The sequence below is a fragment of the Idiomarina sp. UBA4520 genome, from assembly GCF_002388365.1.
GTDB lineage: Bacteria > Pseudomonadota > Gammaproteobacteria > Enterobacterales > Alteromonadaceae > Idiomarina > Idiomarina zobellii.
Genome location: NZ_DGMK01000015.1, coordinates 49,530 through 70,422 on the forward strand (window position 1 = coordinate 49,530; position 20,893 = coordinate 70,422).

Annotated in this window: 23 protein-coding genes; 18 read left to right on the top strand and 5 right to left on the bottom strand. The window is 48.6% G+C overall.

Annotation, left to right across the window (positions count from 1 at the left end; genetic code table 11):
* From B3850_RS07295 to B3850_RS07330, 8 genes are all read left to right on the top strand, one after another.
* Positions 1-622 (top strand): IS110 family transposase (locus B3850_RS07295; protein ID WP_286911586.1); only part of this gene is annotated, 622 nt, incomplete at its 5' end.
* Positions 623-1,109: 487 nt separating this feature from the next.
* On the top strand, positions 1,110-2,546 hold the full coding sequence (locus B3850_RS07300) for a flagellin (RefSeq protein ID WP_286911587.1): 1,437 nt from the start codon (positions 1,110-1,112) through the stop codon (positions 2,544-2,546).
* A gap of 207 nt (positions 2,547-2,753) precedes the next feature.
* On the top strand, positions 2,754-3,155 hold the full coding sequence (locus tag B3850_RS07305) for a flagellar protein FlaG (protein ID WP_286875033.1): 402 nt from the start codon (positions 2,754-2,756) through the stop codon (positions 3,153-3,155).
* Positions 3,156-3,168: 13 nt separating this feature from the next.
* A complete protein-coding gene (fliD, locus tag B3850_RS07310) occupies positions 3,169-4,557 on the top strand; it encodes a flagellar filament capping protein FliD (protein WP_286875036.1) in 1,389 nt (462 codons plus the stop codon).
* A 16-nt stretch (positions 4,558-4,573) separates the two neighbouring features.
* Entirely contained in the window at positions 4,574-4,996 is a 423-nt protein-coding gene (fliS, locus tag B3850_RS07315; protein ID WP_286911588.1) for a flagellar export chaperone FliS, read from the top strand.
* Between the two features lies 1 nt (position 4,997).
* Positions 4,998-5,294: a hypothetical protein gene (locus B3850_RS07320; RefSeq protein WP_286875041.1), complete on the top strand. Its 297-nt coding sequence runs from the start codon at positions 4,998-5,000 to the stop codon at positions 5,292-5,294.
* Positions 5,295-5,399: 105 nt separating this feature from the next.
* Positions 5,400-5,633 (top strand): hypothetical protein, encoded by a 234-nt coding sequence (locus B3850_RS07325; protein WP_286911589.1) that lies wholly within the window; start codon positions 5,400-5,402, stop codon positions 5,631-5,633.
* Positions 5,630-6,166 (top strand): helix-turn-helix transcriptional regulator, encoded by a 537-nt coding sequence (locus B3850_RS07330; protein WP_286875043.1) that lies wholly within the window; start codon positions 5,630-5,632, stop codon positions 6,164-6,166. The genes B3850_RS07325 and B3850_RS07330 overlap by 4 nt, the downstream gene beginning before the upstream one ends.
* A gap of 79 nt (positions 6,167-6,245) precedes the next feature.
* Here B3850_RS07330 and rpsT read toward each other — a convergent pair whose 3' ends face one another.
* Positions 6,246-6,506 carry a 30S ribosomal protein S20 gene (rpsT, locus tag B3850_RS07335; protein WP_053952959.1) on the bottom strand — a complete coding sequence of 87 codons (261 nt, stop codon included), beginning with the start codon at positions 6,504-6,506 and terminating at the stop codon, positions 6,246-6,248.
* A gap of 233 nt (positions 6,507-6,739) precedes the next feature.
* Between rpsT and murJ the strand changes: the two genes are divergently transcribed.
* From murJ to ispH, 6 genes are all read left to right on the top strand, one after another.
* Positions 6,740-8,260 (top strand): murein biosynthesis integral membrane protein MurJ, encoded by a 1,521-nt coding sequence (murJ, locus tag B3850_RS07340; RefSeq protein ID WP_414654237.1) that lies wholly within the window; start codon positions 6,740-6,742, stop codon positions 8,258-8,260.
* 61 nt (positions 8,261-8,321) lie between these two features.
* Positions 8,322-9,260 (top strand): bifunctional riboflavin kinase/FAD synthetase, encoded by a 939-nt coding sequence (gene ribF / locus B3850_RS07345; protein WP_286875049.1) that lies wholly within the window; start codon positions 8,322-8,324, stop codon positions 9,258-9,260.
* Positions 9,261-9,286: 26 nt separating this feature from the next.
* A complete protein-coding gene (gene ileS, locus B3850_RS07350; RefSeq protein ID WP_286911590.1) occupies positions 9,287-12,121 on the top strand; it encodes an isoleucine--tRNA ligase in 2,835 nt (944 codons plus the stop codon).
* Complete coding sequence (gene lspA / locus B3850_RS07355; protein WP_286875057.1) at positions 12,114-12,638, top strand: signal peptidase II; 525 nt, start codon at positions 12,114-12,116, stop codon at positions 12,636-12,638. The genes ileS and lspA overlap by 8 nt, the downstream gene beginning before the upstream one ends.
* Positions 12,639-12,647: 9 nt before the next feature.
* Positions 12,648-13,088: an FKBP-type peptidyl-prolyl cis-trans isomerase gene (gene fkpB / locus B3850_RS07360; protein ID WP_286875059.1), complete on the top strand. Its 441-nt coding sequence runs from the start codon at positions 12,648-12,650 to the stop codon at positions 13,086-13,088.
* Positions 13,089-13,119: 31 nt separating this feature from the next.
* On the top strand, positions 13,120-14,064 hold the full coding sequence (gene ispH, locus B3850_RS07365) for a 4-hydroxy-3-methylbut-2-enyl diphosphate reductase (protein ID WP_286875061.1): 945 nt from the start codon (positions 13,120-13,122) through the stop codon (positions 14,062-14,064).
* Between the two features lies 1 nt (position 14,065).
* On the opposite strand, the gene B3850_RS07370 is transcribed toward ispH, so the two are convergent.
* From B3850_RS07370 to B3850_RS07385, 4 genes are read right to left on the bottom strand one after another with little or no spacing between them, the layout of a single operon-like run.
* Positions 14,066-14,410 carry a PulJ/GspJ family protein gene (locus B3850_RS07370; protein WP_286875064.1) on the bottom strand — a complete coding sequence of 115 codons (345 nt, stop codon included), beginning with the start codon at positions 14,408-14,410 and terminating at the stop codon, positions 14,066-14,068.
* A complete protein-coding gene (locus B3850_RS07375) occupies positions 14,391-14,585 on the bottom strand; it encodes a Type II secretion pathway-like protein (RefSeq protein WP_286875066.1) in 195 nt (64 codons plus the stop codon). Before B3850_RS07375 ends, B3850_RS07370 begins: the two co-directional genes overlap by 20 nt.
* 18 nt (positions 14,586-14,603) lie before the next feature.
* A complete protein-coding gene (locus B3850_RS07380) occupies positions 14,604-15,128 on the bottom strand; it encodes a PulJ/GspJ family protein (protein WP_286875069.1) in 525 nt (174 codons plus the stop codon).
* Positions 15,122-15,538, bottom strand: coding sequence for a prepilin-type N-terminal cleavage/methylation domain-containing protein (locus B3850_RS07385; protein WP_286875071.1), 417 nt, complete (start codon positions 15,536-15,538; stop codon positions 15,122-15,124). Before B3850_RS07385 ends, B3850_RS07380 begins: the two co-directional genes overlap by 7 nt.
* Before the next feature lie 157 nt (positions 15,539-15,695).
* On the opposite strand from B3850_RS07385, the gene flhA reads away from it, so the two are divergent.
* From flhA to B3850_RS07405, 4 genes are read left to right on the top strand one after another with little or no spacing between them, the layout of a single operon-like run.
* Complete coding sequence (flhA, locus tag B3850_RS07390) at positions 15,696-17,843, top strand: flagellar biosynthesis protein FlhA (RefSeq protein WP_126752699.1); 2,148 nt, start codon at positions 15,696-15,698, stop codon at positions 17,841-17,843.
* A 17-nt stretch (positions 17,844-17,860) separates the two neighbouring features.
* Positions 17,861-19,210, top strand: coding sequence for a flagellar biosynthesis protein FlhF (gene flhF, locus B3850_RS07395; RefSeq protein WP_286911591.1), 1,350 nt, complete (start codon positions 17,861-17,863; stop codon positions 19,208-19,210).
* 56 nt (positions 19,211-19,266) lie between these two features.
* Complete coding sequence (locus B3850_RS07400; protein WP_286911592.1) at positions 19,267-20,139, top strand: MinD/ParA family protein; 873 nt, start codon at positions 19,267-19,269, stop codon at positions 20,137-20,139.
* Positions 20,132-20,857 (top strand): RNA polymerase sigma factor FliA, encoded by a 726-nt coding sequence (locus B3850_RS07405; protein ID WP_053952946.1) that lies wholly within the window; start codon positions 20,132-20,134, stop codon positions 20,855-20,857. Before B3850_RS07400 ends, B3850_RS07405 begins: the two co-directional genes overlap by 8 nt.
* The last annotated feature ends 36 nt before the right edge of the window (positions 20,858-20,893 follow it).

Here is a 20,893-nt window from a genome sequence, read left to right on the forward strand (position 1 = left end):
GCAGTTCTCGAACCGGCTAAGAGGTCAGTTGGCTGAGTACGGCATTATTTTACCCAAGCGGGTGAGTACCATACTGCAGAGAGTGCCGGAGATACTGGAAGACGACAGCAATGCGCTGACGCTTCAGTCCCGGGACTTAATCAACCGGTTGTATCAGATGCTGCGAGCGGTCGATGAAGAAGTAAAAGCACTGGATAAGCGCTTAGCGGCACAGGCTGATAACAACGAAGACAGCCGCAGGCTGATGACGATACCGGGCATCGGCCCGATAACAGCAACATCGTTGTTGGCTCTGATAGGCGATGTGAATGAATTTAAGCGCGGCCGTAACCTGTCGGAATATCTGGGGCTGGTACCACGGCAAAACAGCAGCGGCGGCAAAGACCGTTTAGGTGGTATTACCAAAAAAGGCAATACCAAGCTCAGGACACTGCTGGTGCACGGAGCGCGCTCTGCGCTGCGGGTAGCGCAACAACGTGATGACCGACTGAGCCTCTGGGCACAGAATGTCGCTAAACGCAGAGGCAACAACGTTGCCGCAGTGGCACTGGCTAACAAACATGCCCGGATAATCTGGGCGATGTTAAAGAATCAAGAAGATTACCGAATGACTGCTGCTTAACAGCAACAGCGTTCAGTAAAAGAGCAAAGCGAAGGTTCATTCCTTCCGGGAGTTGCAAACGTAAGCAGGATGGTAAAATAGGGTAAACCGACGGCAACTGAGACTGGATAGCCTCAGTACACTCAGTACGTTAGCCTGATAAGCCAGTTGCCGTGCGGAGTTCATCCAGGCCAGGTGCGCAAAGCGCACCATAAACAGGCCGTATATATGCGAGCGCCCCGACATTTACCACAGGCTCACGTTGCAAAAACGGGAGGGGACCATATATGAGGTTATTTACCTCAGGTGCGATGCCCCAAGCTACATAAATCTTGAGTCTCATAAAAACTTCAAATTTTTTCAAAAAAAACCTAAAGCTCCCCAAACCCCTGCCGATACCCTTTGTGAGAGGAAAATTTAACCAGGCGAAACACGAAGCCGAACACTTCCTCCAGCTTGGCAACAACGATTGAATCCAAGCTTAGGCTAGAAACTGAGGAGCATTATTATGGCACTTTATGTAAACACTAACGTCAGCTCACTGAACGCACAGCGTCAGCTGATGGGCTCAGGAAACCAGCTTGACCAAGCATTTCAACGTTTGTCGTCAGGCTTCCGTATCAACAGCGCTGCAGACGACGCAGCAGGCTTACAAATTTCAAACCGTTTGAGCTCGCAAATTAACGGTTTGAACCAAGGTAACCGTAACGCAAATGACGCTATCTCTATGGCGCAAACTGCTGAAGGTGCATTGGATGAGTCAACTAACATCCTACAACGTATGCGTACCTTGTCTATTCAGTCAGCTAACGGCTCTAACTCTGATGAAGACCGTGGTGCTTTGCAGAAAGAAATCTCTAACCTTCAGTCAGAATTAACTCGTATCGCTGAAACCACAAGCTTTGGTGGTAAAAAGCTGCTTGATGGAAGTTTCGGGACTCAGCAATACCAAGTTGGTGCTAACGCAAACGAAACCATTGGTGTAACTATTGGTGATGTTTCTGGTGATGCTATCGGCAACTACTCTTACGGTGGGGAGGCAGGAAGCACATTTGGTGTGAACGATGATGCTAGTGCATTTGCCGTCAATGGGGCGACCTTATATGATTTTCGTGTCCAAGGTCCTGACGGTGTTGCTACAGTCGCGGCAGCGGCAACCGACACTGTTACTGATCTCGCTTCTAAGTTTAACTCATCGGGAACTGGGGTTTCAGCAAGCACTGAAGTTGAAGCAAAAATTACAAATTTTGCGGCAACTGATACTGGAACTTTAAAAATAGGCAATGCGGGCACTGGAAACACTAGCGATTTTGATCTGGCTGAGTACGGTGGTGATCTGGAGAAACTAGCTGAGGATATTGGTAAAGCTGGTTATAGCGCTACGGTTAACGATTCTGGAGATGAGTTAACCATTAATGCGACAGATGTTGATGGGGTTATTTTAGAGGCTGGTGCTGCTGGTGATACGGTTCAACTTAATAATCAAACAGCGGGCACAGACTCAGTAGCTAATGCGCAACTAGTGCTTAATTCGAAAGACACATTTTCGATTAGTGAAGCTTCAGTAGGTGGTGGTGTTGCTGCTATTTTTGATTCTGCTGAAACAGCCACTGATGTAGGCGGCGCCCTTGACGATGTGAATAGTATCGATATTAGTAGTTATGCGGGTGCACAAAATGCTCTCGCCGTTATTGACGGGGCGATCGCTAAGATTGACTCGCAACGCGCAGATTTAGGTGCGGTCCAGAACCGTTTCCAGGCGACTATTCGTAACCAATCGAACATCGCTGAAAACCTGGAAGGTGCGAAGTCTCGAATCAAAGATGCTGACTTTGCGGCAGAAACTGCGAAACTGACTCAGGCTCAGATCCTGCAGCAGGCTTCACAGACTATCCTGGCGCAGGCCAACCAGCGTCCACAGGCGGCACTGCAGTTACTGGGCTAATTGCTCAACTAACTCAAGCGTTACGAAAAACCGGAGCTTTTGCTCCGGTTTTTTTATGCCTTTAATTCAAAGGTTTAACAATAAAATCGATACCGCTTAAAAAAACTTCAATTAAACGCTAAAGTTTTCAGCAGGTCTCACCGATAACATACATGGATAATTGTTTTAGTGCTAAACTGCACAGTAACTAAGGTAAAGGTGAGTATTATGGCAGACATGTCAGTTGAAAGCCGCGCGTTAAGTCCCTTAAGTAGTGCAGCGGGTGGGTCATCGAACAAGGCGGAGCGGCCGCAGGACCAAAAGGTCATGGACGCGGTCAGCCAAGTTCAGGAACGCACCGCTGATAAAGTGGAAAAGCAGGCAAGTAGTGAGAGTATTGCAGACACGGTAGAGGAAATGAATCAGTCATCGACTATTCGTAATACCAGTTTGCAGTTTGTATTCGATGAAAGAGACGAGCCACCAGTGGTTAAGGTTATTGATACCGACAACGGTGAAATGATTCGTCAAATTCCGTCAGAATTGGTTGTGAAGTTATCTAAAGCTATTGAGGAAATGGCCGATAACGAGAACAGTCGGATGGGATTTTTATTCGACAACCAGATTTAAGTGAGGTGTTGATATGCCATTAATTTCATCAACAGGTGCGCGCTCAGGGTTAGACCTGCAGGGCATCATCGATGCGACATTACAGGCCGAGCGTGTTCCTAAGAAAAACCGCTTGGACCAACAGGAAGGCCGCTTAACAGTGGAGCTATCGGCTGTTGGTGAAATGCGTTCGGCATTATCAAAGCTTCAGGAGAGTGCTGAGAAGCTGACCGACGGTAGCTTATTTAGTGCTATGAAAGCGTCAGTCACCCAGCCTGACTCGGGCGATGTTGTCAGTGTTGAAAGCTCTGAGGATGCCAGTGCGGGTGATTTTGAACTATTTGTTCAGCAGCTTGCTAAAGGCAGCCGAGCTGTGTCTGCTGATGGCGCTTTTGCCAGTGCGGATGACGAGGTTAATACCAACGCGGGTTCGTTAACTTTTGGCGCTGGAGATGAGAGCTTTACGCTAAATATTGAAGCGGGCTCAACGCTGGAAGATATTCGCAATGCGGTCAACTCATCTGAAGATAACTTTGGCGTTACAGCGGATATTATCAATACTGGTACAGAAGCGAAGTTAGTTTTTCGTTCAAGTGTCAGTGGCGCAGGTAATGATTTAACCGTTACTAACGACAACGCTGAATTTGATGCGATTTCAACTCAAGCAAACGCCGGTGGAGCTGGCGGCATGACGATAGCCGTTAAAGACCAGGCCACAGACGCCATTATTGAAATTGATGGTATTCAGGCTACCAACGACACCAATACCTTTACCGATGTTATTCAAGGCTCAACCATTACGGCGCTGAAAGAATCGGAAGGCACTGAAAAGGCGCAGTTGTCGATAGCACGTGACGATGCGGGCGTTCAAAAGTCCATAGACAGCTTTGTAAAAGCCTATAACAGCACGGTTGATTTGCTCAGTGAAATTGGCGGTGAAAACAGCATGATGCAGGGCGATGCCACAGTTCGTAGTTTGAAAAGCCAATTGAATAATGTGCTGACCAGTACTTTTGGTGAAGGGCAAACCTTGTTTGATTTAGGTTTCGGTTTAGACAACGATGGGCGCTTACAACAGGAAAACCCGGTCACTAACGTTAAGGATGTTTTAGCGGCTGATCCATCGGCATTGCAAAATGTGATTGGCGGCGAAAACGGTATGGCAGCACGCATGGAAACTCTACTAGACGGCTATGTGAGTGCCGGTGGTTCTTTGCAATTGCGTCGAGACTCTATCAATGAGAGCCTGGACCGTGTAGAAGAGAGCCGAGAGTCGCTGGAATTGCGCATGGAATCACTGCGCGAAACATTGAACTCAAAATATCAAGCACTGGACTCTTTAGTCGGTCAACTACAAAGTCGTGGGAATGCCGTTAGTGCCCAGCTTGCAAACCTTCCGGGTTTTACTCGGGACAATGATTAATTCGAGGTAATTACGTATGAATATGAAGCTTAAAGGCTACACTAAAGGCTCACTAGAAACTCGTGTTGCGGGTGCAGACCCCTATCAGTTGGTACAAATGCTGATGGCGGGTGTGTTAGAGAACCTGAATTACGCCAAAGGAGCGATTCAGCGTAAAGACCTTGAAAAAAAGAGCCATTACTTAAGTAAAGCGCAGGCTATTGTTGATTCTCTGCGTTACAGCCTGGATGACACTGCGGGCGCTGAAGCTACCGGTAATTTACGCGAGCTGTATATGTATATGAGCACACGTATTGCCGACGCCTCTATTGATATGGATATTGATGCGATTGACGAAGTAGCACGCTTAATGATTGATATTAAAGGCGCATGGGACCAAATTCCTGCCGACCAGCGTGACGTTGCTATGAACCAAATGCAGCAGGCAGCTGGAGCTTAACTTGTCTGAAGAGACACGCTCACCTAAACAGTTAAGTGCGCTCCATGAGCAGCTAAAACAACAAGTAGCAGACTCAGAATACGAGTCTGCTGCTGATACTCTCCCTAAAATACTTTCCTTTCTAGAGCAGTTACCTGATGGCTGGACAGAGTCCCGCGAATGGGTGACAGTAGTTGCTGAAGTTGATAGCTACCTCAATGAAGTACAACCAGAGCTAGAAAAAGTCCTCGAAGAAACCAGCGCAGCTGTTACCAAAATAGGTAAAAGCAAAAAAGGCGTCCGAGCGTATACCAAGTAGTCCCATATAGACGTAAGCCATTTCACAATTTACTCCCGACTCCTTGAATGTGAACTAAACTATTAACTGCTTTTAGATGTTGACACCTGTCAACGGTTGGTTAATATGGAGTCTGGTATCAAAAAACACCCGAATAAGGAAATTCAGGCAGCCATTGACTTCGCTTTAGTCTATGGCTGGACGTTTAAGCTGAGTAAAGGTCATGCTTTTGGACGCTTAAAGTGTGGGAAGGGGCATCGGCAACACCAAATTAGTGTCTGGTCAACGCCACGAAACCGATATAACCACGCCAAGCAAATAGTTCGACAAGTCATTGCCTGCGAGGAGTTAACGAGATGAACACCTACAACTTTTCTATTGTCCTGGGCGGTATTTCTAACCGAACTCCCTTATTGGAAGACAAGCTTTATAACGCAGGTTGTGATGACGCATTGGTTTGCTTTTATGGTTCAACGGTTTACTTACAGTTCGACAGGGAAGCTGCAAATTTTCAGCAGGCAGTGCTTTCTGCTATTCAACAGGTAGAGTCACTGAAAGGTTGCCGAGTAATCGCTGTTGATGCAGGGGGCTACGTCGGTATTAGCGACATTGCAGAGCGAACTGGTTTAACTAAGCAGTCTATATCTTTGTTAAAAGAGGGTAAAAGGGGGAATGGTAACTTTCCGTCTCCTTTGTATCGGTTAACGGGAAAACAGCCTTTATGGCAATGGAGTGAAGTGGCTGAGTGGTTAGCTAGTTATGAGAAAATTCCAAAACACTTAGCGGAGCATGCCGAGCTTGTGAATAATCTGAACCTAGCGTTGCAGTTAAGAGACAAAAAGGTGCGAGCACAGGTAGGTGAGCTAATGGAAGCTTTACCTAATAAACACTAGACATAAAAAAACCGACCAATGAACGAATCATGGTCGGCTTTTCTTTCCCTACGCTAAAAGCCTAGGTCAGTAAATTTCTTTACAGTGCTTGGATCTTAGCGTTCAAACGGCTCTTATGACGTGCCGCTTTGTTTTTGCTGATAAGACCTTTAGTTGCGTAACGATCCAGCATTGGGGTTACGTCTTTCATTGCAGCGTTTGCTGCTTCTTTATCTTTGCTTTCAATGGCTGCGTTTACACGTTTAAGGTATGTACGCATCATTGAACGACGGCTTGCATTGTGGCGGCGATTTTTCTCGGCCTGAATCGCACGCTTTTTAGCAGACTTAATGTTAGCCAAGGTGAACTCCTAAATTCATTAACAGAACGCTTCTCTTATAAAGGTTGGCGATTATGCCGTTTTTGCCGCAAAAGTCAACAGCTGAGGCAAGAAAAAATAGCTTTTCGGACTCTTTGCTGACAAGCTTTCATTGTCGACGTACAATCCTTACTCAGCTGCAATGTTAACTCAATAACTCAGGGACGAAAAACGTGTCGAAAGCCTTGCTCCGCTCCGGTTTCATCGTAAGTTTCATGACCCTCATTTCGCGGGTGTTGGGCTTAGTGCGCGATGTAGTCATTGCCAACCTAATGGGTGCGGGTGCGGCGGCGGATGTTTTCTTCTTTGCCAATAAAATCCCTAACTTCCTCCGGCGCTTATTTGCCGAAGGCGCGTTTGCGCAGGCGTTTGTGCCGGTACTCACAGAATACAAACAAGGCAAAGAGCTGTCTGAGCAACAACTCCTAATAGCGCGAGTGTCGGGGACGCTGGGCACTATTATTACCGTGGTGACCTTGTTCGGCGTTATAGCTTCGCCTATTGTCACGGCGTTGTTTGGTATGGGCTGGTTCCTGGATTGGTGGCACGACGGGCCGCAGGGTCATAAGTTTGTACTGGCCAGCGATTTGCTGCGCATTACCTTCCCTTATTTATGGTTCATTACCTTTACTGCTATGGCGGGCGCCATTCTCAATACATTGGGCAAGTTTGCGGTAGCGGCATTTACCCCGGTGTTTTTAAACATCGCGATTATCTCTGCCGCCATCTGGCTGGCACCCAATATGGAGCAACCTGAATACGGACTTGCGTGGGGTGTGTTCTTTGGTGGCTTAATTCAGTTGCTTTTCCAAATTCCGTTCCTTAAAAAAGCGGGTCTTTTAGTGAAGCCTAAATGGGGTTGGAAAGATCCAGGCGTCACGAAAATTCGCAAGCTCATGTTGCCAGCCATTTTTGGGGTTTCGGTGAGCCAAATTAATCTGTTACTCGATACACTCATAGCCAGTTTCTTAATGACCGGCTCTATCAGTTGGCTCTATTACTCCGATCGTCTACTCGAATTCCCGCTAGGGCTCTTCGGTATCGCCATAGCAACGGTCATACTGCCTGCGCTTTCTTCGCGCCATGTTGATAAGTCCACACAAAACTTCAGCTCCACTTTGGACTGGGGGGTTCGTATGGTGCTGCTATTAGGTGTACCGGCTATGGCGGGGCTGTTTGTGCTTGCCGAACCTATGCTGATGGTGCTCTTTATGCACGGCGCATTTAGCCCGGAAGACGCGCGCATGGCGTCTTATAGCTTAATGGCGTATGCGACTGGCTTAGTTAGCTTTATGTTGGTAAAAGTACTGGCAACGGGCTTTTACTCGCGGCAGGACACCAAACGCCCGGTAAAATTTGGCATTATTGCCATGGTTTCGAATATGGTGTTTAACGTCGCGCTGGCCATTCCCTTCAGCTATGTAGGCTTGGCAATGGCAACGGCGGCGTCCGCGGCTATTAACGCCGGCCTGTTAGGCTTTACTCTATATAAAGAAGGCGTTTTAAAAGCGCAGCCAGGCACATGGCGTTTCATTGTTCAGGTTATTTTGGCAACGGCAGTCATGATAGGCGTTATTCTATGGTTGAACCCGGATGCTAACGCATGGCAGCAAAGCAGTTTGGTTGAACGGCCGTGGCTCTTGGCACAAATGATAGGTGCTGGCGTGGCTGCCTATTTAGCGACGTTGCTGGTCAGCGGCATGCGACCACGACATTTCCGTGCTCGCGAGTACTGATTATCATGCGGTTATCGGTTATAATCGCGACTTTCTCAAACGACCTTAAGACGGTTCGGGCATGGAACTGATTCGCGGTACTCACAACTTACGAGATGAACACAATGGCTGTGTGCTGACCATCGGTAATTTCGATGGCGTGCATTTAGGCCATCAGGCGGTATTGGCTCAGGTTCGTGAGAAAGCAAAACAGCTTGGTGTTCCGTCTGCAGTGATGACCTTCGAGCCGCAGCCGCAGGAGTTGTTTCAGCCTGAACAAGCCCCGGCGCGTTTAACCAACTGGCGCGAGAAGTATACAGCGTTAAAAGCGCAGAATATTGACCGTCATATCGTCATTGAGTTTAACAAAAAGTTTGCCAGTCAGCCGGCTCAGGAATTCATTGAGCAAACGCTGGTTAACAAGCTGGGCGTAAAATTCCTGGTAGTGGGAGACGACTTTCGTTTTGGCTATAAGCGAGAGGGCGACTTTGAGCTCCTGAAAAAAGAAGGCGACAAGCTGGGCTTTGAAGTGGTCGACACGCGCAGTTATCGTCAACAACAACAGCGTGTTAGTAGCACGGCTATTCGCCAGGCGCTGGATAACGGTGACTTTGAGCTTGCCGAACAAATGCTGGGCCGACCGTATCAAATGATGGGAAAAGTGGTTCATGGTCGCAAGAACGGCCGGACGATTGGCTTTCCTACCGCCAATGTGCCATTAAAGCGTCTTAAAAGCCCGTTGCATGGGGTGTTTGCCGTAACGGCTGCACATCAGCAAAGCGGAGAAACCTATTCGGGTGTCGCCAATTTGGGCACTCGACCCACATTAAATGGCGACGAAGTGCAGCTAGAGGTGCATTTGTTTGAGTTTTCAGGCAATCTGTACGGTCAGAATTTAACAGTCACTCCGGTGGCTAAACTGCGTAACGAGCAACGCTTTGCGTCGTTACAGCACTTACAAGAACAAATTGAAAAAGATGCCGCCCGCGCACGCGATGCTTTAGCGTGCCGGAGTCAGTAACTATGCGGAAATGGAAACAGTGACTAATGAGTGATTACAAACACACCTTAAACTTGCCGGAAACAGCGTTTCCAATGCGCGGCAACTTGGCTCAGCGTGAGCCGAAAATGCTGGAGCAATGGTATGAAGATGACCTCTACGGTCAAATTCGTGAAACCAAGAGCGGCAAGCCGAAATTTATTTTGCACGATGGTCCTCCGTACGCAAACGGGCAAATTCACATTGGTCACGCCGTAAACAAAATTCTGAAAGACGTTATTGTTAAAGCGAAAACATTAAGCGACTTTGACGCGCCGTATGTGCCTGGCTGGGACTGCCACGGATTACCTATTGAACTACAGGTTGAGAAAAAGCACGGTAAACCGGGTAAAAAGCTCGACTTAGCTCAGTTTCGTGAAAAATGCCGTGAATACGCGCAAACCCAGATTGACCAACAGCGTACTGACTTCAAACGTCTGGGCGTACTAGGTGACTGGGACAAGCCGTACCTGACCATGAACTTTAAGCAGGAAGCGGACAGTGTACGTGCATTGGCCAAAATTATTGATAAAGGCCATTTGCATCAAGGCTTTAAGCCGGTGCATTGGTGTACAGATTGTGGTTCAGCATTGGCTGAAGCGGAAGTTGAGTACAAAGACAAGAACTCACCAGCCATTGATGTTCGCATGCCAGCTGCGGCAACAGCTGAAACCGTTGATCGCTTTAGCACGCCAGAGGGGCATGTGGGTGAAGGCGATGTCAGCATGGTTATCTGGACGACCACGCCGTGGACCATTCCAGCAAACCGCGCGGTAACCCTGGCCGAAGGCCTTGAGTACACGCTAGTGCAAATTGAAGCCGACGGCGAACAGCCGGCAGAGCGCGTCATTTTAGCTGACGACCTGGTCACGGACTGCATGGAGCGCTGGAACATTGCGCATTACCATAAGCTTGGCTTCTGCAAGGGCAAAGACTTAGAAGGGCTGCAGCTACAGCACCCATTGTTTGACCTGCAAGTGCCGGTGATTTTAGGCGATCACGTTACAACTGAAAGTGGTACAGGCTGTGTACACACCGCACCGGGTCACGGTGTTGATGACTTTTTAGTGGGTCAGAGATACGGACTGGAAGTGTACAATCCGGTGGGCGATAACGGTGTGTATAAAGACGATACGCCATTATTTGCTGGTCAGCATGTCTTCAAAGCGAACGAGCCTATCGTGGATAAGCTGCGCGAAGTTGGCAACCTGATGCATGCAGAGAGTTACAACCACTCGTACCCGCATTGCTGGCGCCACAAAACGCCGATTATTTTCCGCGCGACGCCGCAGTGGTTTATTAGCATGGACAAGAAAGGCTTGCGTGCCGGCGCTTTGGAACAAATTAAGAAAGTGGGTTGGTTCCCCGAGTGGGGACAAAGTCGCATTGAGTCAATGGTTGAAGGCCGTCCGGACTGGTGTATTTCGCGTCAGCGTACCTGGGGTAACCCAATTGCCGTATTCGTCAACCGTGAGACTGATGAACTGCATCCGAATACGCTGGAGCTGATGGAAAAAGTCGCACAGCTGATTGAAAAAGAGGGCGTTCAGGCGTGGTTCGATTTAGAGCCAGAGACGTTGTTAGGCGATGAAGCGGATCAATACCGTAAAGTTACTGACACGTTGGACGTTTGGTTCGACTCAGGCGTCACGCACCACTGCGTACTCCGCGAGTTTGATGGCTTGCAATGGCCGGCGGATTTGTACCTGGAAGGATCGGATCAGCACCGTGGCTGGTTCCAGAGCTCGCTGGTCACAGGCGTCGCCATGTATGACGAAGCGCCATACCATCAAGTTCTGACACACGGCTTTACCGTTGATGCGCAAGGCCGCAAGATGTCGAAGTCAGTGGGCAACGTGGTTGCGCCTCAGGACGTGATGAACAAGCTGGGTGGCGATATTCTGCGCCTGTGGGTCGCCTCGGCTGACTACTCGGGTGAAATGACGGTATCGGATGAAATTTTGAAGCGCTCTGCTGATGCGTACCGCCGTATTCGTAACACGTCGCGCTTTTTGCTGGCGAACTTAAGTGGCTTCGACCCGAAAAAAGATACCGTTGCAATGGACGACATGGTCGAGCTGGATCGCTGGATTGTCGGTCGGGCTGCAGATTTACAGAAACAATTACTGGAAGCTTATGACAGTTACCAGTTCCACAGCGTAGTGCAAAAATTAATGCACTTCTGTTCAATTGAGTTGGGCAGTTTCTATCTGGATATCATTAAAGACCGCCAGTATACGGCTAAGTCTGATGGATTGGCGCGTCGTTCATGTCAGACCGCACTGCATCATATCGCCGAAGCGTTGGTTCGCTGGATGGCCCCAATTTGTAGCTTTACGGCTCAGGAAATTTGGGGCTTATTGCCGGGCGAGCGTGGCGAGTATGTCTTTACCGAAAGTTGGTATGAAGGCTTTAGCGAGTTTGCCGGTGTGAGTGACACCGAAAACGAATTTTGGATGCAGCTGCTGGACGTACGTGACACCGTTAACCAAGCGCTGGAGCAGTCGCGTCGTGACGATGTAATTGGCGGTTCTTTGCAAGCTGAAGTAACTTTATATGCCGATAGCGGTTTAGCGAAATCGTTAGAGCGTTTAGGTGAAGAGCTGCGTTTTGCACTGCTGACCTCTGAAGCTCGTGTTGATGCATTGGATAACGCTCCAGCTAATGCTGTAAAAGCGGAGAAGCTGGCGCTTGCGGTGGAAGTGAAGCAGAGTGCTTATAAAAAATGTGAGCGCTGCTGGCATCATCGTGAAGAAGTAGGCACTTTGCCAGAGCACGACGATTTGTGTCAGCGCTGTGTGACTAATATTGATGGTGAAGGTGAGGAGCGTCGTTTTGCCTGATTTTGCACTCTCAAAAAGAGCCACTGGCTTACGCTTTTTGTGGCTGACGCTGTTGCTGTTCGTGATCGACCAAGTCACCAAAATTTGGGTGGCTGGTGAGTTCGAGCTGTATGAAAGTCGCGTGGTCATAGAGGGCTTGTTCAACTTCACCTATGTCCATAACTACGGTGCTGCATTTAGCTTTTTAAGTGACAGTGGCGGCTGGCAGCGTTGGCTGTTTACGGCTATCGCGATTGCCATTAGTGTGGTCTTGCTTATTTGGATGCGCCGTAACCCAGTTGGATTGTGGCGCCAAAACCTGGCTTTTGCGCTCATTCTAGCCGGAGCGATAGGCAACGTTGCTGATCGCTTGATGTACGGTTATGTCATCGACTTTTTCGATGTGCATTATCAAGGGTGGCACTGGCCTGCGTTTAACGTTGCTGATATGGCTATAACGATAGGCGCTGCTTTGATGCTGCTGGAAGCCTTTTTTGATAACCGTCGTGACAAATTAGACGGCGGTGACAAGTCGTAGGGGTACGTTTTGAGTCGTTTACCAATTGAGCATGGCCGCGAAGTGGTCATGCACTTTACCATTAAGCTGACCGACGGGTCGGTTGCAGACAGTACGAAAATGTCGGGTAAACCGGCCAAGTTCCGTATGGGCGACGGTAGCTTAACGGAGAATTTTGAAGCCTGTTTAGTAGGGCTTCGTGAAGGCGCTGAGCGTGAATTCACGTTGGAGCCTAAGGACGCTTTTGGAGAGCCCAACCCGGACAACTATTACTACCTTGATTCGGCTAAGTTTAGTGATGACACTAAGCCAGAGGTTGGCGCTATTTTAGCCTTTACCCAGCCGGATGGAACGGATTTACCGGGAATTGTTCGAAAAATTGAAGGTCCAACAGTGACTATCGATTTTAATCACCCGCTGGCAGGCCAGACGGTGATTTTTGAAGTAGAAATTATCAGCGTTGAGCCGTAACTGACGGAGTCGGTTGAACGCAGGAGGACATATGCAGATTTTGTTGGCGAACCCACGTGGCTTTTGTGCAGGTGTTGATAGAGCCATAACCATTGTTGAGCGTGCTCTAGAGATTTTTGAGCCGCCAATTTATGTGCGTCATGAGGTGGTTCACAACAAATACGTCGTCAATAAACTACGTGACGCAGGCGCCATTTTTGTTGAAGAACTACATGAAGTGCCAGACGATCATATCGTGATTTTCAGTGCTCACGGCGTTTCTCAGGCGGTGCGTCAGGAAGCCAAAGATCGCGGTTTAAAAGTGTTTGATGCCACGTGTCCTCTGGTAACCAAAGTACATATGGAAGTCACCCGTGCCAGCCGCAAAGGACACGAGTGTGTGCTCATTGGTCATGCCGGCCATCCGGAAGTTGAAGGCACAATGGGCCAGTATAAAAACGAAGAGGGCGGCATTTATCTGGTTGAGTCGCCGGAAGACGTTGAAAACCTGGAAGTGAAAGATCCGAAAAATCTTCATTACATGAGCCAAACAACGTTGTCGGTTGATGACACTGCCGACGTTATTGAAGCCCTGCGTCAGAAATTCCCAGATATTAACGGCCCACGAAAAGACGATATTTGCTATGCCACCCAAAACCGTCAGGACGCAGTGCGTGAATTGGCTAGTGACGCGGATATAATGTTGGTTGTCGGAGCGCGCAATAGCTCAAACTCAAACCGTTTGCGTGAGCTGTCAGAAAAGATGGGCACACCGGCCTACTTGATTGATGATGCCAGCTGTATTGATAAGTCATGGCTTGAAGGCAAAAAGAAAGTCGCTGTCACAGCCGGCGCTTCAGCACCTGAAGTATTGGTGCAGGAAGTTATTGCCAAGCTTCAGTCCTGGGGTGGAAAAACGGCTGTAGAACTCAGTGGCCGCGAAGAAAACATCACTTTCTCTATTCCACCAGAGTTAAGACCTCATCCAGCAGCGTAATTTATCGAGATAACCAGATTTCCAATGAGTACAAACGCCTTTCTCCTCGACTTATCTTGATGTCGACCGTGGCATTGTCCTCGTCTAATGAATTCACATTGGAGATAATGGTGAACCCGTTCTCAGTAGTTTGGGCAGGTGGGGGAGAGCCATTTTCCCAAGCAAGGTGAGAGTCCTGTATATAACTATTTAAAACCTCAACAGCCTGAGCTTTGCGCTCAGCTCTCTCAATAGCAGTTAATCCTATCTGAAGCAGTTGCTGGCTGCTTACAGCCCACATAGCAACAAGTGCGGAAGCCACTAATGTCTCAACCAGCGAAAAGCCTTTACTGCTGCGATAACTCATAAAGCGCTTTTTGTTGGTTAAAGTCAGCCGCAAGTTGTTCAGAAAGCACTTCCCACTGATGAGCTTGCTGAGCTTCCAGCATTTGCGCATAAAACAACAGAGCAGCCAAGCTCGCGGAGCTAAGGCTTATGAGTGTGACTAAAGTTAATATCAACGCGAATCCTTTCGCTTTCATAATGAACATCCATTTCTGTTACTGAGGGAAAACCGTAATTGTCCGATTAAATTGTTGTTCCTGAACGCCTTGGGTTGTCTCTCGCGAAATCAACAATGTAATAAACAACTTTGAGCTGTTTTCTGAATTTAAGGAGGCATCAGCCTCAACCTGTAATTCCTGAACGTAAAATTGCGCTCTATCGGTTAACGACTGCCAACCATAACCCGCGCAGTCCAGCGTCATCGGGTTATGTTGTAATTGATAACCTCTAACCCTAAAACCGACAGAGCCTCCGTTTTGTGTCGGAAAGATATAGCAACCACGCTCTGGGTTTTGCACGCCTTCAACCATCGAATTGCTTAAACTGCTAAAAAACTCCTCTGCAACCGCTTGCCCGCTCAACGTAAACCGTGCCTTTGAAACGGAGCTATGTTGAGCGCCTTTCTGCCATTGCAATAGCTGTTGTGCAGTCATGACAATAACGGCTCCCAGTGACGCAGCAACAAGCACTTCAATTAAGCTGTATCCATTACTTTTTTGAGCGTGCTTTCTGACTAGCATAAGGACAAACCAGGCAAAACTGGACCATGACTGACACAGGCGCGTATTCGACCCTTGCTGCTAATAATGACTTTCACGGTATTACTTTCGTTCGTGATACGAATATGCCCGGGCGCAGCACCGCCAGAAACACCGTAGAATATTAACGGGCTTGTTGAGCTATAAGTCGACTCCGTTGCCAGCTCAAACACATATGAAGGCCCTTCGAGAGGCACGAGATCCGCCATTATATTGTCCTCCGCTCGTTGTGCTTTTGCTTTGACTTGGTATAAATACGACAGCCACCGAGAGCTCGCCTGCTGCAGTAATAAACTTTCAGTCTGCTGTTTGAACAAAGGCATCGACAAGGCACCTAACCCAGCCGTTATAGCCAATGCAATCAGCAATTCAATTAAGGAGTAACCGCGCACAGAGCCCCCTGTTATTCGAAGTGAAGATAGTTTAGCCGTAAGCAGAAAAATGTCTGTAAGCTAGTTCGCAATGTATTGTCAGCAAGTATTTAAAAAGCTGGCTCGATTCTTGAATAAAACACCGCAGGTTCAACTTTTTGACGCAACAGGAAGACGTATGGCGAGCGGTGCCGAAAAGTTAGTAAGTTTAAGAAATTTCACGCAAAACAATGCCCATTTAATTAAAGGCTTTGGTACACCTTTAGCCATTATGGCCATTTTGGCGATGGTGGTGCTGCCTATTCCGGCAATGGTGCTGGATATTCTGTTTTCGTTCTCTATTACACTATCGCTAGTGGTTATGCTGGTTGCGGTTTATACCCAACGACCACTGGATTTCGCTGCCTTTCCGACAGTTCTGCTTATCGCCACAGTACTGCGGCTTAGCTTAAACGTGGCATCGACACGTATCGTTTTACTCGAGGGCCACAATGGGCCGGGCGCAGCAGGTAGCGTCATTGAAGCCTTTGGTAGTGTTGTCATCGGCGGTAACTACACCGTTGGTTTAGTGGTCTTCGCCATTCTCGTTATTATTAACTTCGTGGTTATTACTAAGGGTGCGGGGCGTATCTCCGAAGTAACCGCTCGCTTTACGTTGGACGCCATGCCCGGTAAACAAATGGCCATTGATGCGGATTTGAACGCAGGTCTCATTAACCAGGAAGAAGCTAAACAGCGACGCAGTGACGTCACTCGGGAAGCTGACTTCTACGGCTCGATGGACGGTGCCAGTAAATTTGTTAAAGGCGACGCCATCGCCGGTATTCTTATTCTGCTTATCAACATTGTTGGTGGTCTGCTCATTGGTATGATCCAGTACGGACTGACCTTCGGTGAAGCGGTAGAAGTCTACACGCTACTGACCATTGGTGACGGCTTGGTCGCCCAAATTCCAGCGCTGTTACTGTCTGTTGCGACTGCAATTATTATTACCCGCGAAAATGACAGCAAAGACATGGGTGACGCAGTCGTTCTGCAGTTGCTCGACAACCCGAAAGTATTGGTTATTTCCAGTTCAGTATTGTTCGCTATGGGTGTTATTCCGGGCATGCCGCATTTAGCGTTTCTAAGCATGTCGGCGGTTCTTGCGGGCGCTGCATACTTCAAACTTAAGAAGAACAAGACCGAGCAAGGCGAGCTGGTTGAAAAAGAACAAGAGCAGCAAGTTCAGCAGGCACAGCAAAAAGAACTGTCCTGGGACGATGTTCGACATGTTGACACCATTGGTTTGGAAGTTGGCTACCGCCTTATTCCGCTGGTAGACAAGCAACAAGGCGGTGAGCTTCTCTCCCGTATTAAAGGTGTGCGTAAGAAGCAGTCGCAGGAATTCGGCTTCCTGGTACCCGCGGTGCATATTCGGGATAACCTCGACTTAGGGCCTAACAGCTACCGTATTACATTAATGGGTGTGACCATGGGTGAAGCGGAAATTCGCCACGATTGGGAGCTTGCTATTAATCCGGGTCAGGTCTTCGGGGAACTTGAAGGCGAAAAAACCACTGACCCTGCTTTCGGTCTGGACGCAGTGTGGATCCGCCCAGAGCAAAAAGAGCACGCCCAAACTCTGGGTTACACCGTAGTGGATGCTGCGACGGTAGTGGCCACTCACTTAAGTCAAATTGTTACTAACCATGCGTCGCAACTGCTGGGTCATGAAGAAGCTCAAGAGCTGCTTGATAGACTGGGTCGCACGCATCCGAAATTGGTGGAAGGACTTATTCCTGACTTATTGTCCCTGGGCAACTTCGTGAAAGTGTTACAGAACTTACTGGATGAGGGCATTGCCATTCGCGATATGCGCACCATTGTGCAAACGCTGGTTGAGTATGCCGGCCGCAGTCAGGACCCTGACGTATTAACGGCCGCTGTGCGAATTTCTCTGCGCCGACTGATTGTTCAGGATATCTCTGAAGGTGAAACAGAACTGCCTGTCATAACTTTGGCGCCAGAGTTGGAACAGATGTTGCATCAGTCACTACAGATGGCTGGTAACGACGGAAATCAGCAAGGCGCAGGTATTGAACCAGGTTTAGCCGAACGCTTGCAACAGTCGTTACGCGAAACGCATCAGCAGCAGGAAATGAACGGGGAACCGTCAGTATTGCTGACATCCGGGCTACTACGCTCAACCATGGCGCGATTTGCGCGCCACGCTACCGACGGTATGCGTGTGTTGTCGTATCAGGAAATTCCGGATGACAAACAAATTCGCATTGTCAGCTCAATTGGTGGACAACAAAACAGTGGTGAACAAACCGCTACCTAATACAACGGGAGTCGCTTGTGAAAATTAAACGCTTTTTTGCAGAGGATATGCGTCGGGGCTTACAGCAGGTTAAAGAAACCTTAGGTGCTGATGCAATCATTCTTTCAAACAAAAAGGTTAACGGTGGTATCGAGCTAGTGGCGGCTGTTGACCCTGACGCGCGTGCGCCGGAAGCGGCTCCAGAAACGTCCGCAAATACTCAGGCACCGCAGGCACAGCAGGAATCGGAAGCGCCGGCTCAGTCTCTGTCTGAGTTGTTGCAGCGCCAAAATTCGACGTCTGCGTCTGCGCCTCAGCAGTCCGAGCCGCAAGCAGCGACTCAAGAAGACCATAGCGGTTATCAACAAATGGCGCACCAAGCTGCGTCAGCTCAACCGAAGCAACCACAAGCAGATATTTTTCCTGAGCAAATGAATACACCTGACAGTAACGACTCGGAAGCGATAGCAGAGCTGCGCTCACAGGTTAACGGTATTCGTCAGTTGTTAGAGCATCAGTTAAGCGGCCTCATGAAGCAGGAAATGGAGCGCGAAGAGCCGGTGCGTGCCATGTTAATGCAGCGACTCATGACAATGGGCCTTAGCGAACGTATTGCTGACCAAATTGCCTGCTTTATTCCTGAAAGCAGCTCAGACGAGGATGCCTGGGAGCAAACCATGCATTTGTTGGAAGGTCAGCTGAATACCACCAACGACGATATTTTGACACGCGGCGGGGCTGTTGCTCTTGTCGGTCCTACCGGCGTGGGTAAAACCACCACCATTGCTAAGTTGGCGGCGCGTTATGCACAGCGTCACGGCGCGGATAAAGTCGCATTGATTACTACTGACACCTTCAGAATTGGTGCCAGTGAACAATTACAGACCTACGGGCGTATTATTGGCTGTCCGGTGAAAGTAGCAAAAGACGCGAAAGAATTAGCTGACTCTTTGTTGTCGCTGCGCGATAAGAGCCTAATTTTAATTGATACAGCGGGTATGGGTCAGCGCGATAAACGCTTAAGCGAGCAACTGGGGCAGCTTATCCAGAATACACGCCTGAGAATTAGACCTTATCTGGTATTGTCAGCAACCTCACAAAACCAAGTGTTAGATGACGCGGTTAAGCAGTTCAAAACACTACCTTTGTCGGGTTGCATTTTTACCAAACTGGACGAATGCTTAAGTTTAGGAGAAAGTATCAGTGTGGCAATTGAAAACGGCCTGCCCGTTGGTTATGTGACCAATGGTCAGCAAGTGCCTGAAGACATTAAAGTTGCCGACGCAAATTATCTGGTGTCTGAAGCCGAGCGATTAATGGACAAAAGCATTTGTTCCTCGGTATCAGACGTGCCAAAATCGTACTGGAATGCGGCGTTTTCTCGCTGAGTGAGCCGTTATAAAATGACGCTGTTGTCGAAGAAGTAAAATAAGAGATACGCCCGATGGATCAAGCAAGCGGTCTGCGAAGAATGAAACAGTCAAAAGTAAAAGTCATAGCTGTCACAGGTGGTAAGGGTGGCGTGGGTAAAACCAACGTGTCACTGAATATGGCCATTGCTATGGCGAAGCAAGGGAAACGAGTACTGGTACTTGATGCCGACCTTGGCCTGGCCAATGTTGATGTCATGCTGGGCTTGCGTGTCGAACGCAATTTGTCCCATGTACTGAGCGGCCAATGCGAACTGGAAGATATTTTAATTGAAGGCCCTGGCGGCATAAAAATCGTTCCCGCGACATCGGGTACTCGCTCGATGGTTGACTTAAGCGAGTCAGAGCATGCCGGACTTATCCGCGCGTTTAGTCAATTGCAGGGAAATTATGACACTCTTATTGTCGATACGGCTGCCGGTATCGGTAACACCGTCGTCAGCTTTGCCCGCGCTTCGCAGGATGTCCTTGTGGTTGTCTGCGATGAACCTACCTCAATTACCGATGCTTACGCACTGATAAAAGTGTTAAGTCGCGAGCAGGGACTCTTCAAGTTCAAAGTGGTTGCCAATATGGTGCGCAATATGCGCGAAGGGCAAGTACTGTTCAATAAATTGACTAAGGTCACCGATCGCTTTCTTGACGTAGTGCTTGAGTTAGCGGCAATTGTTCCTCACGATGAAAACTTGCGCTTGGCGGTTAGGAAGCAACAACCGATGGTGTTGGCGTATCCTAAATCTCCGGCGTCACTGGCGTTTAAAGCATTAGCGAAGAAAGCTCTGGATTGGCCAATTCCTGCTCAGGCAGGAGGGCATTTAGAATTTTTCCTTGAGCAATTGATAACTTCTGCCGATAACGGGAGTAAGCGGGATGTTGCCAATGAATAAAGCCGCCGCTTATGCCGCAACAGCCGACAACCGTAACGCCATTATTGAGCAGCATACGGGGCTGGTTAAGCGAATTGCACACCACATGATGGCGAGGTTGCCAGCGAGTGTGCAAGTCGATGACTTAATTCAAGCGGGCATGATAGGCTTATTAGAAGCGGCGCGGAATTTTGATAACAGCAAAGGAGCCAGTTTTGAAACCTTTGCCGGAATACGTATTCGTGGCGCTATGTTGGATGAAATTCGACGTGGCGACTGGGCGCCGCGCTCAGTTCACAGAAATCATCGTCGCGTACTAGAGGCCATACGGCAGGTAGAGAATGACACCGGTCGTGATGCAAAAGACACTGAAGTGGCCAGTAAGCTGGGCATGAGCCTGGATGAATATCATGCCATTTTAAGAGATGTGAGTTCGGGGCGCATTATAGGTATTGAAGACTTAGGCGTTTCAGAAGATGCGTTAATGCCCGAGCAAGTGACAGGCTCAGCATACGAACCGCAGCGCGATGTCGAAAACGCAGCGTTTCATAAAGCCTTGGTATCGACAATTTCTTCGTTACCAGAGCGTGAAGCTTTAGTGCTTTCATTGTATTATGATGAAGAATTGAATTTGAAAGAGATAGGTGAAGTGCTGAGTGTGAGTGAATCTCGCGTCAGCCAAATTCACAGTCAGGCAATGGTGCGGCTCAAGTCGCGAATGCAGAATTGGGTTGAATAATTTTGGTGGTAATCGAGAGCCTCAGTGGAGGGTGCT